At 67.7% G+C, this 20,224-nt stretch carries 23 protein-coding genes; 9 read left to right on the top strand and 14 right to left on the bottom strand.

What is annotated here, in order from left to right:
* Positions 1-119: 119 nt before the first annotated feature.
* The 3 genes from AC1Q9M_RS21470 to AC1Q9M_RS21480 all read left to right on the top strand — a co-directional run bounded on the left by AC1Q9M_RS21470 (position 120) and on the right by AC1Q9M_RS21480 (position 2,488).
* Positions 120-797 carry a GntR family transcriptional regulator gene (locus tag AC1Q9M_RS21470; protein ID WP_382322214.1) on the top strand — a complete coding sequence of 226 codons (678 nt, stop codon included), beginning with the start codon at positions 120-122 and terminating at the stop codon, positions 795-797.
* 71 nt (positions 798-868) lie between these two features.
* Positions 869-1,804 carry an aldo/keto reductase gene (locus AC1Q9M_RS21475; protein ID WP_492435671.1) on the top strand — a complete coding sequence of 312 codons (936 nt, stop codon included), beginning with the start codon at positions 869-871 and terminating at the stop codon, positions 1,802-1,804.
* A 9-nt stretch (positions 1,805-1,813) separates the two neighbouring features.
* A complete protein-coding gene (locus AC1Q9M_RS21480; RefSeq protein WP_444687652.1) occupies positions 1,814-2,488 on the top strand; it encodes a DUF6064 family protein in 675 nt (224 codons plus the stop codon).
* On the opposite strand, the gene AC1Q9M_RS21485 is transcribed toward AC1Q9M_RS21480, so the two are convergent.
* From AC1Q9M_RS21485 to AC1Q9M_RS21495, 3 genes are read right to left on the bottom strand one after another with little or no spacing between them, the layout of a single operon-like run.
* Positions 2,451-2,708 carry a VF530 family protein gene (locus AC1Q9M_RS21485; protein WP_382153304.1) on the bottom strand — a complete coding sequence of 86 codons (258 nt, stop codon included), beginning with the start codon at positions 2,706-2,708 and terminating at the stop codon, positions 2,451-2,453. The two genes, AC1Q9M_RS21480 and AC1Q9M_RS21485, sit on opposite strands and share 38 nt — an antisense overlap.
* Positions 2,705-3,652 (bottom strand): glutathione synthase, encoded by a 948-nt coding sequence (gene gshB / locus AC1Q9M_RS21490; RefSeq protein WP_492435673.1) that lies wholly within the window; start codon positions 3,650-3,652, stop codon positions 2,705-2,707. The genes AC1Q9M_RS21485 and gshB overlap by 4 nt, the downstream gene beginning before the upstream one ends.
* A gap of 12 nt (positions 3,653-3,664) precedes the next feature.
* Entirely contained in the window at positions 3,665-4,867 is a 1,203-nt protein-coding gene (locus tag AC1Q9M_RS21495) for a benzoate/H(+) symporter BenE family transporter (protein ID WP_382153297.1), read from the bottom strand.
* A 160-nt stretch (positions 4,868-5,027) separates the two neighbouring features.
* On the opposite strand from AC1Q9M_RS21495, the gene AC1Q9M_RS21500 reads away from it, so the two are divergent.
* Complete coding sequence (locus AC1Q9M_RS21500; protein WP_382153294.1) at positions 5,028-5,390, top strand: type III secretion system chaperone family protein; 363 nt, start codon at positions 5,028-5,030, stop codon at positions 5,388-5,390.
* A gap of 7 nt (positions 5,391-5,397) precedes the next feature.
* A complete protein-coding gene (locus tag AC1Q9M_RS21505; RefSeq protein ID WP_492435676.1) occupies positions 5,398-7,275 on the top strand; it encodes a hypothetical protein in 1,878 nt (625 codons plus the stop codon).
* Between the two features lie 3 nt (positions 7,276-7,278).
* On the opposite strand, the gene AC1Q9M_RS21510 is transcribed toward AC1Q9M_RS21505, so the two are convergent.
* Both AC1Q9M_RS21510 and gshA read right to left on the bottom strand, forming a co-directional pair.
* The gene (locus AC1Q9M_RS21510) at positions 7,279-9,147 is read right to left on the bottom strand and encodes a potassium transporter Kup (protein WP_444687655.1); all 1,869 of its coding nucleotides are present in this window, start codon (positions 9,145-9,147) and stop codon (positions 7,279-7,281) included.
* A 133-nt stretch (positions 9,148-9,280) separates the two neighbouring features.
* Positions 9,281-10,573 (bottom strand): glutamate--cysteine ligase, encoded by a 1,293-nt coding sequence (gene gshA, locus AC1Q9M_RS21515; protein WP_382153285.1) that lies wholly within the window; start codon positions 10,571-10,573, stop codon positions 9,281-9,283.
* Between the two features lie 118 nt (positions 10,574-10,691).
* Here gshA and AC1Q9M_RS21520 point away from each other — a divergent pair, with 118 nt between their 5' ends.
* Complete coding sequence (locus tag AC1Q9M_RS21520; protein ID WP_382322220.1) at positions 10,692-10,979, top strand: hypothetical protein; 288 nt, start codon at positions 10,692-10,694, stop codon at positions 10,977-10,979.
* A 3-nt stretch (positions 10,980-10,982) separates the two neighbouring features.
* Here the strand turns inward: AC1Q9M_RS21520 and AC1Q9M_RS21525 are convergent, their stop codons facing one another.
* From AC1Q9M_RS21525 to AC1Q9M_RS21560, 8 genes are all read right to left on the bottom strand, one after another.
* Positions 10,983-11,654 carry a hypothetical protein gene (locus AC1Q9M_RS21525; RefSeq protein WP_492435678.1) on the bottom strand — a complete coding sequence of 224 codons (672 nt, stop codon included), beginning with the start codon at positions 11,652-11,654 and terminating at the stop codon, positions 10,983-10,985.
* A gap of 66 nt (positions 11,655-11,720) precedes the next feature.
* Complete coding sequence (locus AC1Q9M_RS21530; protein ID WP_492435680.1) at positions 11,721-11,993, bottom strand: DUF2277 domain-containing protein; 273 nt, start codon at positions 11,991-11,993, stop codon at positions 11,721-11,723.
* A gap of 26 nt (positions 11,994-12,019) precedes the next feature.
* Positions 12,020-12,520 carry a BON domain-containing protein gene (locus AC1Q9M_RS21535; RefSeq protein WP_492435682.1) on the bottom strand — a complete coding sequence of 167 codons (501 nt, stop codon included), beginning with the start codon at positions 12,518-12,520 and terminating at the stop codon, positions 12,020-12,022.
* Between the two features lie 18 nt (positions 12,521-12,538).
* Positions 12,539-13,819, bottom strand: coding sequence for a glutamate-5-semialdehyde dehydrogenase (locus tag AC1Q9M_RS21540; RefSeq protein WP_382153272.1), 1,281 nt, complete (start codon positions 13,817-13,819; stop codon positions 12,539-12,541).
* Positions 13,820-13,863: 44 nt separating this feature from the next.
* Complete coding sequence (locus AC1Q9M_RS21545; RefSeq protein WP_382153270.1) at positions 13,864-14,175, bottom strand: single-stranded DNA-binding protein; 312 nt, start codon at positions 14,173-14,175, stop codon at positions 13,864-13,866.
* Positions 14,172-14,651: a hypothetical protein gene (locus tag AC1Q9M_RS21550; protein ID WP_382322225.1), complete on the bottom strand. Its 480-nt coding sequence runs from the start codon at positions 14,649-14,651 to the stop codon at positions 14,172-14,174. Before AC1Q9M_RS21550 ends, AC1Q9M_RS21545 begins: the two co-directional genes overlap by 4 nt.
* A gap of 39 nt (positions 14,652-14,690) precedes the next feature.
* Positions 14,691-15,164 (bottom strand): CreA family protein, encoded by a 474-nt coding sequence (locus tag AC1Q9M_RS21555; protein WP_492435685.1) that lies wholly within the window; start codon positions 15,162-15,164, stop codon positions 14,691-14,693.
* A 73-nt stretch (positions 15,165-15,237) separates the two neighbouring features.
* Positions 15,238-16,041, bottom strand: coding sequence for an IclR family transcriptional regulator (locus tag AC1Q9M_RS21560; RefSeq protein ID WP_444687659.1), 804 nt, complete (start codon positions 16,039-16,041; stop codon positions 15,238-15,240).
* Between the two features lie 116 nt (positions 16,042-16,157).
* Here AC1Q9M_RS21560 and AC1Q9M_RS21565 point away from each other — a divergent pair, with 116 nt between their 5' ends.
* Genes AC1Q9M_RS21565 through AC1Q9M_RS21575 form a run of 3 tightly spaced genes read left to right on the top strand, consistent with a single transcriptional unit; the run spans position 16,158 to position 18,333 of the window.
* On the top strand, positions 16,158-17,165 hold the full coding sequence (locus tag AC1Q9M_RS21565; RefSeq protein ID WP_382325765.1) for a TRAP transporter substrate-binding protein: 1,008 nt from the start codon (positions 16,158-16,160) through the stop codon (positions 17,163-17,165).
* A 5-nt stretch (positions 17,166-17,170) separates the two neighbouring features.
* Positions 17,171-17,620: a type II 3-dehydroquinate dehydratase gene (locus AC1Q9M_RS21570; protein WP_382153253.1), complete on the top strand. Its 450-nt coding sequence runs from the start codon at positions 17,171-17,173 to the stop codon at positions 17,618-17,620.
* Positions 17,621-17,649: 29 nt separating this feature from the next.
* Positions 17,650-18,333 (top strand): hypothetical protein, encoded by a 684-nt coding sequence (locus AC1Q9M_RS21575; protein WP_382322227.1) that lies wholly within the window; start codon positions 17,650-17,652, stop codon positions 18,331-18,333.
* 216 nt (positions 18,334-18,549) lie between these two features.
* On the opposite strand, the gene AC1Q9M_RS21580 is transcribed toward AC1Q9M_RS21575, so the two are convergent.
* Entirely contained in the window at positions 18,550-20,196 is a 1,647-nt protein-coding gene (locus AC1Q9M_RS21580) for an alkaline phosphatase PhoX (RefSeq protein ID WP_382153249.1), read from the bottom strand.
* Positions 20,197-20,224 lie beyond the last annotated feature (28 nt).

The following is a 20,224-nucleotide window of genomic DNA, read 5'->3' on the forward strand; positions in this document are numbered from 1 at the left end:
CGAATGCTCCTCTGTGTGTGAATGTGTCTGGGTCGGGACTCTATCACCGACGATGTATCCTTCAACAAATAATCTATTCTTTTCTCATTGGTACATTCCCTCATACAATCTCGCCTGCCATGACCACCCCCGCCGCCAAACTCACCCAGGCCGAGACCGTCTGCCAGCTCATCCGGGCGGAAATCCTGGAGGGCCGCCTGCTGCCGGGGGCCAAACTCAACATCAAGGCGCTGGAACAGCGGTTCGAGGTCAGCCTGGGCGCCATCCGCGAAGCCCTCTCGCGCCTGGGGGCCGAGGGCATGGTGGTCGCCGAGTCCCACCGGGGCTACCGCGTGGCGCCGGTCAGCAGGGAAGAGCTGCTGGACCTCACGCGCACGCGCGTGGAGCTGGAATCGCTCTGCCTGAGCAAAGCCATGCAGCACGGCGACGTGGAGTGGGAGATCCGCATCGTCGCGGCGGCGCACCGCATGGAGCGGCTGCAGGACATCCCCTCGGACGAAGAGGCGCGCAAGGCGCCGGCCTGGAACCAGGCCCACGGCGCCTTCCACGAAGCGCTGGTGAGCGCCTGCCCCAGCGTGTGGCTGCTGCGCATGCGCGAACTGCTCTACGCGCAAAGCGAGCGATACCGCCTGCTCTCGGTGCCGCTGGACACCGACCACCACCGCGACGTGAAGGCCGAACACAAACGCCTGGTGGACGCGGTGCTCGCGCGCGACGAGCCCGCCGCGCTCAAGGCGCTGGAAGAACACTTCTTCGCCACCGTGCAGATCATCCTGCGCTCGCCCTTGCTGAAGTAAGCCGCGCGGGCCGGAACTTCCCGGCGCCGCGCCACGTCCCACCGGCTTTCACGCCCCAACGGGAGGCCACCATGTTTCCTCCGCCGTTCCGCGGCAACCGCCGCCAGTGGCTGGGCGCCGCGCTCGGCGCACCGCTGGCCGCGGCCTGGCCGGCCTGGGCCGCCAACCCGGCGGCACCGGGCCTGCTCACGCGCCGCATCCCGGCCAGCGGCGAGGCCCTGCCCGTCGTCGGCCTGGGCAGCTGGATCACCTTCAACGTGGGCAACGACCCGCAGGCGCGCGACGCCTGTGCCGAGGTGGTGCGCGCCTTCTTCGAGGCCGGTGGGCGGCTGATCGACAGCTCGCCCATGTACGGCTCCTCGCAACCCACCATCGGCCACGCGCTGGCGAAACTCCGGCACCCGGCCGCGCTGTTCTCGGCCGAGAAGGTGTGGGTGGGCGACGCGGCGCGCGGTGCCGCGCAGATGGAGGCCTCGCGGGCCTTCTGGGGCGTGCCGCGCTTCGACCTCATGCAGGTGCACAACCTGCTGGGCTGGGAAGGTCACCTGCCGCGCCTGTTCGAGATGAAGGCGCAAGGCCGCCTGCGCTACGTGGGCATCACCACCTCCGAAGGCCGGCGGCACACCGAGCTCGAACGCGCCATGCGCACCCAGCCGATCGACTTCGTGCAGCTCAGCCTCAACCTGCTCGACCGGGAGGCCGAGCAGCGCCTGCTGCCGCTGGCGCAGGAGCGCGGCATCGCGGTGCTCGCGAACCGGCCCTTCCGCGAGGGCGCGCTGCTGCGCGATCTCGCGCGCCACAAGCTGCCGGGTTGGGCGGCGGAGATCGGCTGCGACGGCTGGGCGCAGGTGGCGCTGAAGTTCGTGGTCTCGCACCCGGGCGTGACCTGCGCGATCCCCGCCACCAGCCAGGTCGCGCACCTGCGGCAGAACATGGGCGCGGCGCGCGGCCCCCTGCCCGACGCGGCGCTGCGCGCGCGCATGGCGCGCGACGTGGCCGCGCTGTAGGGCCACGCCATGAGCGAATGGTGGACCTACCGGCCGGCGGATTTCCTGATGTTCGCGCCGCGCACCTACTGGCGGCTGTTCGAGCTGCAGAACGCCGCGTGGTGGCCGGCGCCCTGGGTCTTCAGCCTGCTGGCGATGGCGCTGGCGATCGGCCTGTGGCGCCGCCCTGCCCAGGCCGCGCGCGTGGGCCTCATCGGCGCGGCGCTCGCGTGGGCCTGGGTGGCCTGGAGCTTTCTCTGGTGGCGCTACACCCCGATCAACTGGGCCGCGAGTGCCTTCGCCATCGCCTTCGCGCTGCAGGCGCTGGGCCTGCTCGCGCTCGCTTGGCGCCGGCCCCACGCCACCACCTCACCGGGCCGCCGCCGGCTCGGCCTGGGCCTGCTGCTGTGGGCGGTGGGGCCGCATCCCGCGCTGCCCCTGGTCTTCGGCCGCCCGTGGTCGCAGGCCGAGGTGATCGGCCTGGCGCCCGACCCCACGGCCATCGCGACGCTGGGCCTGCTGCTCTGCCTCGACGCCCACCCGCGCGCCCTGCCTTGGGCGCTGCGCGCCGGCGCGGTGGCCTGGCTGTTGCTCAGCGCGGCCACGCTGGCCACCCTGGGTTCGGCGCAGGCGGTGGTGCCACTGGCCGCCGCGCTGCTGGCGCTGGTCAGTCCCGGCCCGCGCGGCGCTGTTCGCGCAGCATGAACAGGTACAGCCCTTCCACCTTCTCGCGCGCCCACGGCGTCTTGCGCAGGAAACGCAGGCTGGACGGGATGCTCGGGTCGATGTTGAAACAGCGCACCGGGATGCGCTCGCCCAGGCCGTCCCAGCCGTAGTGGTCCACCAGCGCGGTGAGGATCGCCTCCAGCGTGAGGCCGTGCAGCGGGTTGCGCGGCTGGGCCGAAGGCGCGGGGGTGTCGCTCATGCGAGCGCCGCCTCCAGCGCGTCGACGAACATCGCGGGCACGTCGAAACCGGTCTGCTGCTGGATCTCCTGGAAGCAGGTCGGGCTGGTGACGTTGATCTCGGTCACCTTGTCGCCGATCATGTCCAGCCCCACCAGCAGCAGGCCGCGCGCGGCCAGCGTGGGGGCGATGGCCTCGGCCACGGCACGGTCGGTGTCGCTCAGCGGCTGGGCCACGCCCTTGCCGCCGGCCGCGAGGTTGCCCCGCACCTCGCTGCCCTGCGGAATGCGCGCGAGCACGAAGGGCGCGACCTGGCCGCCGATCAGCAGCAGGCGCTTGTCGCCCAGCACGATCTCCGGCAGGTAGCGCTGCACCATCACGCTGGTGGCGCCGCCCTGGTTCAGCGTCTCGATGATGGAGCCCAGGTTCATGCCGTCGGGCCCGACGCGGAAGATGCCCATGCCACCCATGCCGTCGAGCGGCTTGAGGATGATGTCCTTGTGCTCGGCGTGGAAGGCGCGGATGGCCTCGGGCCGGCGCGTCACCAGCGTGGCCGGCGCGAACCGCGCGAACTCCATCAGCGCGAGTTTTTCCGGGTGGTCGCGCAGCGCGCGCGGGCTGTTGAACACGCGCGCGCCTTCGCGCTCGGCCTGCTCCAGCAGGTGCGTGGCGTAGAAGAACTCGCTGTCGAACGGCGGGTCCTTGCGCATCAGCACGGCATCGAAGCTGTGCAACGGCTCGCGGCCTTCGCGCGTGGTGGTGAACCAGGCCTCGGCGTCACCGGTGAGCGTGACGTGGCGCACCTGCGCCGTCACCGGCTGGCCGCTCTGCCACTGCAGGTGCTCGGGCTCGCAGGCCGCCAGCGTGTGGCCGCGCCGCTGCAGCTCGCGCATCATGGCGAAGGTGGTGTCCTTGTAAATCTTGAAGGCTTCGAGCGGGTCGGCGACGACGAGGATCTTTTTCATGGCGTTGTTCGTTCAGGGCTTTTTCGAGGTGAGTCCGTACTGTTGCACAAGCAGCGCGACGGCGCCGGCGACCACGCCCCAGAAGGCCGAGCCGATGCCACCGATGACCACGCCGCTGAGCGTGACGAGAAAGGTGATGAGCGCGGCCTCGCGGTGCGCGTCGTCCTTGAGCGCGGCGTGCAGGCCGCCACCGATGCTGCCCAGCAGCGCGATGCCGGCGATGGCCATGACCAGCTCGCGCGGGAAGGCGATGAGCAGGCCGGTGATGGCCGCGCCGAAGAGGCCGATCAGCACGTAGATGCCGCCGCACACCACGGCGGCGGTGTAGCGTTTCTTCGGGTCGGCGTGGGCTTCGGGGCCCATGCAGATGGCCGCGGTGATGGCGCTGAGGTTGAGCGCGAAGGCGCCGAAGGGCGCGAGCACCAGCGTGGCCGCGCCGCTGAGCGTGATGATCTTCGAGATCGGCATGTCGTAACCCGCCGCGCGGATCGCGGCCACGCCCGGCAGGTTCTGCGAGGCCATGGTGACGACGAACAGCGGCAGCGCCAGGCTGGTGAACGCGGCGAGGCTGAAGACGGGCATGGTGAACACCGGCATGGCAAGTTCGAAGCTCACCGCGCCGCCATTGAACTGGCCCCGCGCCACCACGTAGGCGATGGCCACCGCCAGCGTGAGCGGCACCGCATAACGCGGCAGCAGGCGCCGGCCCAACAGGTAGGCCAGCAGCATCAGCACCACCAGCGGCAGCGCGGTCTGCGCGGCGGCGAAGGCCTGCAGGCCAAAGCGCGCCAGCACGCCGGCCAGCAGGGCCGAGGCGATCGCCATCGGAATCTTGTTCATCACGCGCTCGAACCAGCCGGTGGCGCCCACCAGCACGATCAGCGCGGCGCTGATGAGGAAAGCCCCCACGGCATCGGCCATGGTGAAGCCGCCGGCCAGGCCCGCCGTGGCCAGCACCGCCGCGCCCGGCGTGCTCCAGGCGATCATGACGGGCTGGCGCAGCACCAGCGAGGGAATGGCCGAGCACAGGCCCATGCCCAGGCCGAGCGCCCACATCCAGGAGGTGATCTGCGCGGGGGTGGCGCCAAACGCCTGCGCGGCCTGGAAGACGATGGCCACCGAGCTGGTGAAGCCCACCAGCACGGCCACGAAGCCAGCCGTGGCGGCCGAGAGGTTGACGTCTCGAAAAAAGGAGGGGGACGCGGTGGAAGACATCGGGCGATTGTGCCGGGCGGCGGCACAACGCACGGGGGCCACCGGCAATGGCCCCGGAACCCTGCTCGGCGGGCGCCGACGGAACCGAACCGCCAGGCCCCGCACTACTTCCTGACGGGTCGCGCTCGAGACGGCCCGGCCGTTCAACCAGGATCCCACCATGCGCTATGCCGCCTTGATGCACAAGCTCTTTGAGCAAACCCAGCTGGACAACTGGCAGGGCACCGCCCGGACCCCTCACTTCGAGGTGGACGGCACCATCGTCGGACTGATTCCCAAAGGCGATTCGGGTCTCGTCGTGTACGTCGACCTCGGCCATCAACCCGGCAACGAGATTCAACTGCTGGAGTACAACGCCCGCGCCAATGACGAGGTGTCGGGCTGCTTCGTGGTCGTGCCCAATTCGGGGAAGGTGGCGTACCGCTTCGACGTGCCCCTGGACGCGCTGGAACGCACCCCCTCCTTGCCGGCCTGGCTGCAGGCGCGCGTCAACCAGGCCCGCACCGCGCTGGCCAGCGCCTGAGCCCCTCATGAACCCCATCATCAGGAACGCCCTCGGCACCTGCCTCCCCCACGTGGGCAGCGCATTCGTCAAGGTCCACGCCAAACCATTCGCCCAGCTGTTGTTCAGCGAGACGAGGCGCAACCCCGAGGGCGCGCTGTCGAAGACCGGCCACATCGCCTTCCGACTGAACGCCACGGAATTCACCTCGCTCCAAAGCTTCCTGGGCCAGCCCGCAGACGCCGAACGCCCGGGGTCCATCGGCCATCAGCCCGACAACCACACGCCGGTGCGTCGCCGCGACACCATCCACACCGACATGGGTGGGAAAGACGTCGAATACGAGAACCTCACCTGGCTTGCGCTCCCGCGGTGGGCAGAACAGCGCTTCGACAACACCCCTCGGTCCACGGGCGTCGGTGAACTCACCCCCCAACACCTCGAAGCACTGGCGCGGGTCATCGGGGGTGAAGAATTCGGCCTCTACTCCCTGCGCGGTGACAAGCCCATCGACATGCTCAGCGCCGAAGACCTCCGCGCATTCCTGATCGACGGCAAGGCGCCCCGGCACGCCCCCAACTGCGTCGATTTCGTCAGGGCGGTCCTGGTGGCATGGGCCCGACTGGAGGGCTCACCCCGGGCCGTGATGCATTTCGCCGCCTCACTGGCCGACTGCCGCTATCCCCAGGATGTCGGCGCGTTGGCCCAGGTGCATTTCGGGGCGGACGACAACGGTGCCATCCAGTTTCGACCCGTCAAGGGCGTGGCGGCCCCCGAACGACTCGACAACCAGCGCTTCCACGGCCAGTTCCTCGAAGCGTCCGGGCTGTCCAAGGAGGTCTTTGACAGGATGTGCGCCGACCTGGCGGCCAAGGGGCTGATCTTCGGCGAGATCTTCGAGCACGACGAGACCTGGGGCACCACCTTCTTCAACGGGCTCGGCAAGCGGTTGCGGGCGTGCCAGCCGCACGAAGGCGTGGCGGCCATCTGCTACCACCAGGACACCTACAAGGGTGGCATCACCCACGTCTCGCTGATGGCGTTCGCCCCGGATGGCGGCGCATCGGTCTGCCACCACGAGTCCATCAGGGTATCGGCCCAAGACCCTGTGAGCAACCTGATGCCGGGCATCGTCGGGGTGCCGTCCAACACCTACGACACCACGGACCTTCACCAGCGGGTGCTGGGCGACAAGGCCCGTGAGCTCACCACGTTGCCGATCCGGCATTCATACGACCTCTCCGGCCCGCCCATGGTCCAGTTCGCCCACCTGAACAACTGGGCCGCCTTGCGCGAATTCAACGATCGCACCGCGCACGAGAGTTATGTGAACGCCCGGTCGCTCGCCTACGGCACCGATCCCGACCAACATCTGCTGGAGAAAAAAGGCGCCTTCGGCCGCGGCCTGACCAGCACCGTCTCCGTGCCGGGCCAACGCTTCCCCCACGAACCCCTGATGCTGCCGCCTGGCGAGCGCGAGACCTCCTCCGCGGGTGCCTGGACCAACAACTGCGCGGCCCACACCCTGCGCTGCCTGCAGGCCGGCGGCTGCACGGCCCTGCCGACATCGCGCGAGCCTGTGGGCGAGTGGCGGCTGAGTGAAGTCGCCGAGGTGCTTCTGAAGGCGGGCCTCATGCCGTGCACCGACCCGGAGGTCGCGCACATCATGGACGACGCCGGCTACAGATACGATCCCGACGAGGGTGTCATCGTCGATGCCGGCTCGTTCCTGACCCTGGCGTACCACTGGTCCATGTCGCCCGTCGGCTCACCGGGCGTCTACCCACCCGATGTGCCGCGCAACGAGGTCCAGGACAAATCCCTCGCCGAGGCCGTGCTGAAGAAGCGGCTGGACCGGCTGAGCAAGACCATCTCGGACCACCAGGCGTCCTTCCGGAAAATCTGACCCCTAGATCTCCACTTTCGAGCCCAGCTCGATCACCGCGTTGCTCGGCAGGTTCAGGAACTCGGCCGCCGCGCTCGCGTTGTGGTGCATCTGGGCGAACAGCTTCTCGCGCCAGGGCGCCATGCCGCTGCCGATGGTGGGCACCACCACATCGCGAGAGAGGAAGTAGCTGGTGGTCATCGGGCCCATGTCGCAGCCGCGCCCGCGCATGGCCGACAGCGCCTCGGGCAGGTCCAGGTCGTTCTTGAAGCCGTAGTTCACCACCACCTGCCAGCAGTCGTGCCCCAGCGGCTCGATCTCCAGCCGCTTGTTCAGCCCGATCCAGGGCACTTCCTGGCTGCGCACGGTGACGAACAGGTTCTGCTCGTGCAGCACCTTGTTGTGCTTGAGGTTGTGCAACATGGCGTTGGGCACGGTGCCGATGTCGGCCGTGAGGAACACCGCCGTGCCCTCCACCCGCACGGGCGGTGCGATGAACAGCGCATCGAGGAAGCTGTTCAGCTCGATCGATTCGGCGTGCTGCGCCTCGGTCATGAGCGAGCGGCCGCGCTTCCAGGTCATCATGAGCGTGAACACCGCGCCGCCGATGAGCAGCGGGAACCAGCCGCCGGCGAACAGCTTGAGCAGGTTGGAGCTGAAGAAGGCGAGGTCCACCAGGAAGAAGAAGCCGGTGGCCAGCACGCACAGCCACAGCGGGTACTTCCAGCTGTAGCGCACCACGTAGAAGGTGAGCACCGTGGTGATGAGCATGTCCAGCGTGACCGCGATGCCATAGGCCGCCGCGAGGTTGCTGGACGACTTGAACATCACCACCGCCAGCACGATGGCGGTGAACAGGCTCCAGTTCACGAACGGCATGTAGATCTGGCCGGTGTGCTTCACGCTGGTGTGCTGGATCTTCAGGCGCGGCAGGTAACCGAGCTGGATCGCCTGCTTGGTCACGCTGAAGGCGCCGGTGATCAGGGCCTGCGAGGCGATCACCGTGGCCATGGTGGCCATGATCACCAGCGGCAGCAGCAGCCACTCGGGCGCCATGTTGAAGAACGGGTTCTTCACGGCCGCCGGGTCGGCCAGCAGCAATGCGCCCTGGCCGAAGTAGTTCAGCGTGAGGCAGGGCATGACGACCGAGAACCAGGCCAGGCGGATCGGGCGTTTGCCGAAGTGGCCGAGGTCGGCGTAGAGCGCCTCGGCACCGGTGACGCACAGCACCACCGCGCCCAGGATGATGAAGCTGGTGCCGGGCTGCGCCCACATGAAGCGCAGCGCGTGCAGCGGGCTGAGCGCGCCCAGGATCTCGGGGTGCCCCACGATCTGCGACACGCCCAGCGCCGCGATGGTGAGGAACCAGGCCAGGGTGATCGGGCCGAAGAAGCGGCCGATGCCGCTGGTGCCGCGCTTCTGCACCGCGAACAGCGCGAACAGCACCAGCAGGGTGATGGGCACCACGTAGTGCTTGAAGTGCGGCGAGATCACCTCCAGGCCCTCGACGGCCGAGAGCACCGAGATCGCCGGCGTGATGACGCCGTCGCCATAGAACAGCGCGGTGCCGAAGATGCCGATGGCCAGCAGCGTCTGGCGCAGCGCGGGCCGCTCCTTCACCGCCATGGAGGCCAGCGCGAGCATCGCGATCAGGCCGCCTTCGCCGTTGTTGTCGGCGCGCAGCACCAGCACCACGTACTTGAGGGAGACGATGACCGTCAGCGTCCAGAACAGGATGGACAGGATGCCGTAGACGTTGGCGTGGGTGAAAGGCACGTGGCCGGAGCCGAAGACCTCCTTGACGGCGTACAGCACGCTGGTGCCGATGTCGCCGTACACCACGCCGATGGCGCCGAGGGTGAGCGCAGCCAGTGACGATTTGGAAGCGGACACAAAACAACCCCGGCCTGTTGGCACGGGGTTCGGTTGTCGAGGGAACGCGATTGTGCGCCCGCCGGCGGGGCCTTGTCTGCCGGCTCAGCGCTCTAAACGGCGGCGCCCGCGCCGAATGTTGCGCCGCAGCAACTCACTCGTAGACTTCGGCGTCCGGGTCGGTGGCTTCCAGCTCGTAGCTCGCCGCCAGCATGGCCAGGCGGCCGATCACGCCGTACATGTAGAAGCGGTTGGGCACGCTCGCGCCGGGCTTCTGGCCGGGCTGCGGCAGCTGCGCGCTCTGCTCGAAAGCCAGCGGCACGTAGCTGGAGCCGGGCGCGTTGAGGTTCTCGTCCACGCCGCGGTCGGCGTGCACGCGGTAGAAGCCGCCGACCACGTAGCGGTCCATCATGTAGACCACGGGCTCGGCCACCGCGCTGTTGATGCGCTCGTTGGTCAGCACGCCTTCCTGGATGATGACCTCGTGCACCTCCTGGCCGGCCTGGCCCACGGCCATGCGGGCCTTGGTCTTGGCCGAAAGGTTGTCGATGTCCTTGGCGTCGCGCACGGTCAGGATGCCCATGCCGCCCGTGCCGTTGTCGGCCTTGACCACCACGAACGGCTTTTCGTTGATGCCGTATTCCTTGTACTTGCGGCGGATCTTGCCCAGCAGCGCGTCGGTGTTGCTGCGCAGGCATTCCAGCCCGGCGTCTTCGTTGAAATCCACCTGCCCGCACTGGTTGAACATCGGGTTGATCAGCCAGTGGTCCATGCCCAGCAGCTTGCCGAAGCGCTTGGACACCTCTTCATAGGCCTTGAAGTGGTGGCTCTTGCGCCGCGTGCCCCAGCCGCCGTGCAGCGGTGGCAGCAGGTACTGCTCGTGCAGGTCTTCCAGGATGCCCGGCACGCCCGCGCTCAGGTCGTTGTTGAGCAGGATGGTGCAGGGGTCGAAGTTCTTCAGGCCCAGGCGGCGCTTGCTGCGCAGCAGCGGCTCCAGCACCACCTTGTCGCCGCCGGGCAGCTCGATGGTGGTGGGGGCCTTGATGTCGTTGGAGAGCGAGCCCAGGCGCACATTGAGCCCGGCCATGTAGAAAATGCGCTGCAGCTGCGCCAGGTTGCTCAGGTAGAAGGTGTCGGTGGTGCTCTCGGGCACCAGCAGCAGGTTCTTGGCCTCGGGGCAGATCTTCTCGATCGCCGCCATCGCGGCCTGCACCGCCAGCGGCAGCATCTCGGGCGTGAGGTGGTTCCAGCCGCCGGGATACAGGTTCGTGTCCACCGGCGCCAGCTTGAACCCCGCGTTGCGCACGTCCACCGAGGTGTAGAACGGCGGCGTGTGCTCCATCCACTCGAGGCGGAACCAGCGCTCGATCACCGGGGTGGACTCGAGGATGCGCTGCTCGAGCTCGTTGATGGGGCCGGTCAGGGCGGTGACGAGGTGCGGGACCATAGGGGGAGGGGTATTGGCGGCTGGGGAGGCAACCAGTGTAATGGGGGCGCATGACGCCAATTTCAAGCCGGTTCCAGCGCCTGGAAGCGGCCCCATAACGGCCCGAGGGAGGGTTCCGATGACGATTTTCGCCCTGATGACCGCCCTGGCCGCCTGGTTCAGCGTGTGGCGGCCACCCGAAAGCACCGGTCTGCGGGTGCTGCTGATGGGGGTGTTCCTGCTGCTGGGCGCCCTGTTCGCCCTGGCCGGCGGCTTCGCCTACTGGTGGGACAGCGGCATGCGCCCGACCCGCGCCAGCCCCTGGCTGCTCATCTGGGGCCTGCTGACCCTGGCCTCCCAGGCCGGCAACCTGCTGCGCGCGGTGTTCGAAGGGGAAGGCGGGACGGACTGGCCGGGGCGGCGCTGAGGCTCAGTTTTTTTCCCAATAGGTCTGGGCATCATTCCGGCTCCAAGGCGGCAATACAGCCTTCTGGATTTCCACTCCGTCCAAAGCGGTAAAGGTCTTTTTGAAAAGAGCCACATCTCTCTCGTAGGCGTCCGTGATTTCAATATCGAAAGTCCCGGTCGAAGCCCCCGCAATCGCCTGATCAATCAATGGGATAACAGGGCCTGCACGGAATTCGTTGTCCCGTCGTTCGCGAATCACCGCATTGACCGCCCCAAGGTAGTGAGCGCCGGCGGTTGCCAAGGGCAGTTCGGAGTGCAAAGGCACGAAATAAGTGCCCAGTACGGGAAACGCAGCGCTCATGGCGTTAAGGCCGCGAAGGGTGTACGCCGCACTATCGACCGTGAAACGCAATAGGTAGGTCACGCTTCCGTCTTCTGCAGGTGAGACGACACGGCCCTTGCCGTCCATCCGAAAGGCCACCTGCTCAGGTTTTGCCAGGCCTCCACGCGCATCCAGAAGAACACCAAGCACATCTGGCTTCCACCTCGGCTTGTGTTCATTGTTCACGCGCACCGACATCAGATACAGCGGTTTCGAGGGATCAACTTTGGGGGCCCCCTCGGCCAGAGGCATGGGCAAGGAAGCACATGCCGTTGTCAGGGCCGCAAGCGTGGCCGCGAAGAAAATCTTCATCTTTTTACTCAATTTTTGTTAAACAAGTTGAGTATTTTAGACGAAAAGTTCTAATTAATTATCAAATCAGCCTGGTCCAAAACGCGCCAGCGAGCGCGCCTTCGACCTGGCCGCCTCCACCTCGCGGTTGCGCGGCGCGGCGGTGGTGCGCAGCGAGGCCATGAGTTCGCGCGCTGTCGCGGCCACCTGCTCCACCGCGCGGTCGAACGCCGCTTCGTTGGCCTGCGACGGCACGTTGAAGCCGCTGAGCTTGCGCACGAACTGGAGCGAGGCGTCGCGGATCTCCAGCTCGGTCGCGGGCGGCTCGAAATTGAACAGAGTCTTGATGTTGCGGCACATGGTCTCTTCACTCCTGGTGAACGCCCTCAGGGGCGGTCGGCGGCGGTCCGGTAGGGCGGGCGCGCCGAGGGGTCGTGGCGGATGATCGCGCTGGCCTGTTGCACGTGCGGCAACGCCCGCGCAAAGGCCTCGGCCTGCGCCGCCACGGCCTGGCGCCGGGCACAGCCCTCGATGTACACCACACGCCCCTGCACCGTCACCCAGAGCGTGCTGTCGGCGGTGAACGCGGGGCGCCGTTTCAGGGCCTGCCGAAAGGCGGTGGCGATGTCCTGGTCGTAGGCGAAGGCGTTGGGGCGATCGCAGGCTTTCGCGAGCCAGCAGGTCGTGCCCTTCTCGGCGCGCCGGTGCGTCTGGGCCAGTCGCTCGCGCTCGGTGATGAACGGCCCCGCCGGCCGGGGGCAGTCGGACACGGCGGCCGAGATCTGGAAGAACGGGTCGTTGAACCAGTTCTGCGCCGCTTCACCCGCCACGGCCCCACCCGCATGCGCCAGGGCCAGGAATGCCAGCAGGCGCACCGGGCGTTTCACGGCCGGTCTTTCAGGGCGTCAGCCCCGCACTTCGCCCTCGCCCAGCACCACGTACTTGAGCGAGGTCAGGCCCTCCACGCCCACCGGGCCACGGGCATGGAACTTGTCGGTGGAAATGCCGATTTCGGCGCCCAGGCCGAACTCGAAACCGTCGGCGAAGCGGGTGCTCGCATTCACCATGACGCTGGCCGAATCCACTTCGCGCAGGAAACGCTGGGCGTGCACGTGGTCGGTGGTGATGATGGCGTCGGTGTGGTGGCTGCTGTAGCGGTTGATGTGGGCGATGGCCTCGTCCACGCCCGCCACCAGCTTGATGCTGATGACCGGGGCGAGGTACTCCTCCGACCAGTCGGCCTCGGTCGCCTCCTTCAGGTTCGCGCCCGGCACCGCCGCCAGGATCGCCCGGCTCTCGGCGCAGGCCCGCATCTCCACGCCCTTGGCGGCGAAGATGGCGCCGATCTTCGGCAGGAAATCGGCCGCCACGCCGCGCGCCACCAGCAGGCTTTCGGTGGCGTTGCAGGGGCTGTACTTCTGCGTCTTGGCGTTGTCGGTCACCTTCACCGCCAGCGCGATGTCGCAGGGCTCGTCCACGTAGGTGTGGCAGTTGCCGTCCAGGTGCTTGATGACCGGCACCTTGGCCTCGGCGCTGATGCGCTCGATCAGCCCCTTGCCACCGCGCGGGATGATCACGTCCACGTACTGCGGCATGGTGATGAGCTGGCCCACGGCGGCGCGGTCCGTCGTCGGCACCAGTTGCACCGCGTCGGCCGGCAGGCCGGCGTCCGTCAGCGCGCGCTGCACCAGCGCGGCCAGGGCGCGGTTGGATTCGATGGCCTCGGAGCCGCCGCGCAGGATGGCCGCGTTGCCGCTCTTGATCGACAGCGAGGCGGCCTCGATCGTCACGTTGGGCCGGCTCTCGTAGACCATGCCGAACACGCCGATGGGCACGCGCATCTGGCCCACGCGGATGCCGCTGGGCATCTGCTTCATGCCGCTGATGTCGCCAATGATGTCGGGCATGGCCGCGAGCTGCTCGCAGCCCTGGGCGCAGGTCTCGATGACCTTGGGCGTGAGCTTGAGCCGGTCCACCATGGGTTCGCTCAGGCCATTGGCGCGGGCGCGCTCCAGGTCTTTCGCGTTGTCCACCTGCAGCGCGTCCACGTTGGCGCGCAGCAGCGCGGCCAGGCCGCGCAGGGCCGCCAGCTTGGTGGCCGCGCTGGCCTTGGCCATGAGCGCCGAGGCCGCCTTGGCCTGCAGCCCCAGGGTGTTCATGAGTTCGGTGGTGTTGGTCGCGTTCATCCGGGCGATTTTCGCAGAGGCGCGCGCCCTTGGGGCAAGCGGGGTCAAGCCCCGGCGCCGGGCTGGTGCGCCGACAGCACGTGGGTGGCCACCATGTCCAGGCTGGGGCGAACAATGCCCTGCTTGTCCGTCCAGACCTTGGGCGTGAGCCCGCCCGAGAGGCTGAGCGACTCGCCGTCGCGCAGCGCCACCAGCGCCTGGCCCACCGCCTCGTCGAAAGCGATCACGTTGACGATGAATTCCTCGTCCGCCCGGTTGCGGGCCAGCACGCGGGCCACGATGTAGCCGCGCCCGGCCTTGTCCACGCGGCGGGAGGCCTCGCCCATCAGGCGCCCGGCGACCAGGCCGTCGATCATCGCGCGGGCCTCTCGAAACCGGCGGCGATCCAGGCCTGCGCGCTGTCCACGTTCAGCTTGAAGGTGGGCGGCACGGGCACGCAGGCCAGCTCGGCGTCGAACTCGTCGAGCGCGCGCAGCGTGGCGGTGGCGCCCTCCTCGTCGGGCACGATGGCCAGGGCGACGCGGATGCGCTGCCCGTCCACCGCCACGGTCACGTTCTTGTTCAGCTCCGCGTGCCGCTGCTGCTCGGAGCGGCGGATCACCTCTTTCGCGGTCTTCACCAGGGTGTTGAAGGCCGCGGTGTCCAGCGGCTTGGGGTTCTTCTTGTCGCGGCCCATGGTCCAGGGGCCGACCAGCGCCGGTTCGGCCCCGTTGTCCAGGTACATGGCGACGGCCCAGCCGTCATCGTCGTCGTTCTTGATGACGCGGGCGGTCCAGTGTTCGTCGCTCCAGACGCGGGCTTCGTGAATGGGTTCTTGGGTATCGGATGTCATGAAAGGCGATCGGTCAAGGGCCGAACAGGATAACGCCCTTCACTTCACCGGCATCGGCGTGGCGCGGTCCACCGCCACCACCGCCACCGAGTTCTGCGGCGAGCCTTCGATCACGCGGTCGGAGTACGTGAGGTAGACCAGCGAATGCCGCTTGGCGTCCACCATGCGCACGATGCGCAGCCGCTTGAAGATCAGGCTGGTGCGCTCGCTGAAGATCTCTTCCTGTTCCTTGATGGGCTTGGCGATGGCGATCGGGCCCACCTGCCGGCAGGCGATGGACGCCTCGGACTTGTCCTCGGCCAGGCCGAAGGCGCCCTTGAGACCACCGGTCTTGGCGCGCGAGATGTAGCAGGTGACACCCGTCACGCCGGGGTCGTCGTAGGCCTCGACCACGATCTTGTGGTCGGGCCCGATGAACTTGAACACCGTATCCACCGAGCCGATCTCTTCGGCATGGGCGGCGGTGGTGGTGGCGGCGAGCAGCAGCAGGCAGGGAGCGAGGAAATGGCGCATGGTGGGCTTTCCGGAAGGGTGGCGAATGCCCACACGGTAGCAGGCGCGGCAGGCCGGGCACACCCGACGGGACTCAACTGGCCTCGGTCTCGCGGACGCGGTAGCGCTCGAAGATGGGCGAAGAGGTGCTGGCCAACGCCAGCTCGGCAGAGATCGCCATCAGCGCCGGCCCGAGTTCCTGCATGCGCGATTCCGTCAAGCGGATCAGCGGGCCTGCGATCGTGATCACGCCGATGGCGGCTTCGCCCGGGCGCTGGATCGCAGCCGCCATGGCACTCATGCCGGGCGCGAACATTTCATTGATCGTGCTGTAGCCGCGACGGCGCGTGTCCTCAAGGATTTTCGCGAGCGCCTTCACAGTGTTGGGCGCCTTGGGCCCGAACTGTTCACGGCTGCCAAAGCCCTGGCGCGCCACGATCTCCAGCGCCTGGTTCTCGGGCAGGGTGGCCAGCCATGCATGGCCTGCCGAGCTGCACGACAGGCGCACATCGGTGCCCGTGTCCGGGTCGTAGCGCAGGCCCGCCTTGGCGCCCTGCGCCTTGGCAACGAAGGTCAGGCGTTCGCCGTCAACGATGGCCAGGCGCACAAGCTCGCCCGAGATCTCGGCCATGCGGTCGATCAGCGGCTGCGCGATGTCGACGATGCCGGACCCGCTCAGGTAGTTGAGACCCAGTGCGGCGAGCTTGGTGGTGAGCGCGTAGTCGCCGTGCTCGCGCATCTGGCGCACCCAGCCGCAACGCACAAGGTCGCTGAGCATGCGGTGGCATGCGCTGCGCGGGATGTTCAGGTCGTCCGCAATCGAGGCCAGAGGCTGGCCTTCGGGGCGCGCCGCGAGGTATTCAAGGGCGGCGAGGGATCGGTCGAGGTTGATGGCCATGGATTCCACTATTGCAACACATGCCAAAAATGGAATACGATTCCAAATGGAATAACATTCCCATCGACACTGTCAAATTCGATTCTGACGCCCTTTCAAGGAGAGCACACGTGAAAATCAAGGTATCGCTGGCCGCGCTGGCCGCCGCTCTTTCGTTGGGCCTGGCCAGCGGGGCGGCTGCGCAGGACATCCAGGAACGCACCATCAAGTTTGGCCATCTGAACAATGCGGGCCATCCCACCAGCCTGGGCGTGCGCAAGTTCGCCGAGATCGTCGCCGCCAAGACCGGCGGAAAGATCAAGGTGCAGGAGTTCGCGTCGTCCCAGCTCGGCAACGAGCTGCAGCAGCAAGCAGCCCTGCAAGGCGGCGTGCAGGAGATGCTGGTGGCATCGACCACCTCGCTCAATGGCATCGTCAAGGAATTTGGCCTGCTGGACTTCCCCTTCCTGTTCGCCAATGAGCGGCAGGCCGATGCGCTGGTGGACGGCCCGCTGGGCAAGATGCTCAGCGCCAAACTGCCGGAAAAGGGCCTGGTGGTGCTGGGCTTCTTCGATCTGGGGTTCCGCAACGTCACCAACAGCAAGCGGCCCATCACCAAGGGCGCTGATCTGGAAGGCCTGAAGCTGCGCGTGATCCCCAACCCGGTGTTCCTGGAAACCTTCAGGACATTCAAGGCCAACCCCCTGCCGATGCCGTTTGCCGAACTGTATGGCGCGCTCGACAGCAAAGCGGTCGACGGGCAGGAGAATCCCTTCGCGGTCATCGAGTCGAGCAAGTTCTACGAAGTGCAGAAGTACGTGAGCGGCACCAACCACGTCTACGCGACCAACCCCATCCAGATCAGCAAACGTTTCTGGGACCGCCTCTCGCCGGTGGAGCAGAAGATTCTTCAGGAAGCCGCCACCGAAGCCCAGAACTGGCAACGTGTCGTCAGCCGAGAGGTGTCAGGCAAAGCGCTGGGCGAGCTCAAGGCCAAAGGCATGATCTACAACGACATTCCAGCCGCCGAACTGGCCCGCATGCGGGCCGACGTCCGTCCCGTCTACGACAAGTTCTCCGCCGCGTACGACCCCGCGGTCGTCACGCTCTTCAGAGCCGAACTGGAGCGGGTCTCCAAGCTCTGAACCCCATGAAAATCCTTGTCCTGCACGGACCGAACCTGAACCTGTTCGGCCGGCGCGAACCCCATATCTACGGCACCACCACGCTCGCGGAGATCAACGACCGCCTGCGTGCGCTCGCGGTGGAACTGGAGGTCGAGCTTGAGATTCACCAGTCCAACCACGAAGGGGTGCTGGTGGACCGCTTTCACGACAACATCGATGTGGCGGCCGGCGCGCTGCTCAACCCCGCGGCACTCACCCAGCACGGCGTATCGCTGCACGACGCGATCAAGGCCATGCCATTTCCAGTGCTCGAGATCCACATGTCGAACATCGGCGCGCGCGAGCAGTGGCGACATCACTCGATCATCTCGCCCGCGGTGAAGGCAACGATCCAGGGCCTGGGCTGGCGCTCGTACACCGCGGGCCTGCGCGCGCTCGTCGAGCTGGTGCGCGAAGCGCGCGCCACCGCCTGACAGCGGGCACGGCGAAGCCAGGAAACACCATGGCGCTGCTGGGTCAAGGAGCCGTGGCCATGTGGTGGGACATTGCGCCCGCCTTCAGGGCCGAATTCGAGGACTGGCACACGCACGAGCACTTCCCGGAACGCATGGCGATACCGGGATTCCACCGCGGCTCGCGCTGGTCCGCTGCCGATGGCGGCGAAGGCTTCTTCGTGCTGTACGAACTCGAGGCTTATGAGACCCTGGCGTCACCTGGCTACCTGGGTCGACTCAATGCGCCCACCACCTGGTCCGCGAAGATGATGCCGCATCACCGCCACATGGTGCGCAGCCAGTGCCATGTACTCGAGAGCTTTGGCGGCGCGCTGTCGCGCCACGCGCTCACGGTGCGCCTTTCACCGAGCGAAGGTGCCGCCGAGCGGCTGCGTGATCATCTGCGCACACAGGCCAACGCGTTCAGGTCGCGCCCCGGCGTCTCGGCCGGACACCTGCTCGTCCACCAGGCCCCCAAAATCGAGACCACGACAGAGCAGAAAATTCGCGGGGGACCGGACCTCGCAGCCGACTGGATCTTCATCGTCTGCGGCTACGACCTCGCGTCACTGCAGGCCCTGGCCGGCACGGAGCTGTCCGATGCGGTGCTTACCGGCGCGGGCGCAAAAATCGGCGCGGTGCGCGGTCTGTATGCACTGTCGCACACCAACACCGCCACCGACGTCGACTGAAGGAGGGGCGCTGTCAGGCAACGCCACCGCTTCAGCGCAGGCCGAAGAAACTCAGAATGACGCCAATGACGACGACCAGGCCCACGATGTAAATGATGGTGTTCATGAGGTGTGCTCCTTGTAGAGATACCCCATCGTAGGGAGCCTGGATCGTCTGGCATGTCAGCCGCCGCGATGCCTCTTTGTAGGACGGCGCGCACGCCGTCCGCGCAGGCATCAGAGGTTGCCCTTGGTCCACGGGCCCACGATGGCCACCGTGATGCCGGGCGTCTGCAGGTTGGCGAACAGGATGCGGCCGGTCGGGTCGAAGCAGGCGCCGCAGAACTCGTAGCCCCGGTAGTCCGCCGCGCCCACCGTCTTGCCGGCGGTGGCGATCTGGCCGGCGTCCAGGCTGAGGTTGTTCTTGCACAGGATGTAGGCCTCGCCCGCCGGATTCAGGCCCAGCAGGCGCGAGCCGGTGCCGAAGGCGTCGGTGGAGCCACCGCCGTCTTCGCACAGCACCACGCCGCCGCGCGGGCTCACCGTCACGTTGTCGGGGTTGTTGCCGGCGGTCTGGTGGCCGCTGACGAAAACCGCGCGCAGGCGCATGGTCGAGATCGTCAGCTCCCACACCGCGCCCTCGCCCTGGCCCACGCGGCCGTTGCCGTCGACACCGGCGGCGGTGTCCACGATGAACAGCTTGCCGCCCGAGTACCAGATGCCTTCGCCCCGGCTCATGCGCGCGCAGCCCTGGCTCAAGGCCTGGTAGGTCGGGCCGGCCGCGAAGCCGATGCTCACGCCACCGGGCTGGCCGACCACGACCACCGGGTCGGCGTCCGGGTCGGCGATGTCGACCCACTCCAGCTCGTACTCGTCGCCGATGTCGGGGTTCAGCAAGCCCTGGTCGTTGGCCTGGGCCAGCGTCGAAGGCCGCGCCTGACGCACCAGGGTCTTGATGCGCGCGGCCTGCAGGCGCCCGCCGTGGTGCAGGCTGCCGAGCTGACCCGAGGTGTCGTCCGGCACGTAGCGGAAGAAGGCTGCCACATTGCGGTTGTCTTCGGTCTCGTAGACGTGGCCCGTGGCCGGGTCCACCGCGACCGCCTCGTGGATGAAGCGGCCCATGCCCACGATGGGCTGGGCGATCGACTCGGCCGCGTCGTCGGCCACCTCGAACACGTAGCCGTGCTTCTTGCCGCCGATGCCCGAGAAGTCGTAAATGGTTTCTTCGCAGGTGAGCCAGGTGCCCCAGGGCGTGGGGCCGCCCGCGCAGTTGCCCAGGGTGCCGCTGAGCGAGCCCACCGAGCCGGCCCATTGGCCGTCGCGGAACAGCAGGTTGCTGGTGCCGCCCGCGGGGTAGCCCACGAAAGGCGCGGGCGCGGGTGCGGCGGGGTTGGTCACGATGCCGCCCGCGCCGATGCGGATCGGCTGGCCGCCGTAGAACACGGTGATGATGCCGTTGACCTCGGTCGTGGCGTAGGCATGGGGCGCCTGGATGGCCTCGCCCGGCGTGGCCACCAGGCCGCGTTCGTGGTTGCGCACCAGCACCAGTTCGCTGCTGCGACCCACGCGGCGCGAAGTCACCACGGCCATGCCGTCGTGGTTGCCCGGGGTGGGGAAACCGTCGCTCATGGCGTCGCCCGTCCAGCCGTGGCTGCGGTAGCTGAAGCCGGCCGGCAACTGCAGCAGCGGCAGGCCGGTGGTCATGTCGTTCACCGGCGAGACCGGCCCATAGGGCGACACGGCGGAGACCGCCTGCTTGCCGGTGGCGGCGCGCGCGTTGCTCGCGTAGAGCGCGCCCATCAGGCCGGTGAAGCGCGTGGCGGCGATGGCGCCGGAGCCCTGCAGCAGGCGGCGGCGAACGGGGGAGAACGGGACGGAAGACATGGCATGACCTCGTGGGGTTGTGGGTTTG

Source organism: Hydrogenophaga sp. GW823-FHT04C09 (assembly GCF_058796355.1).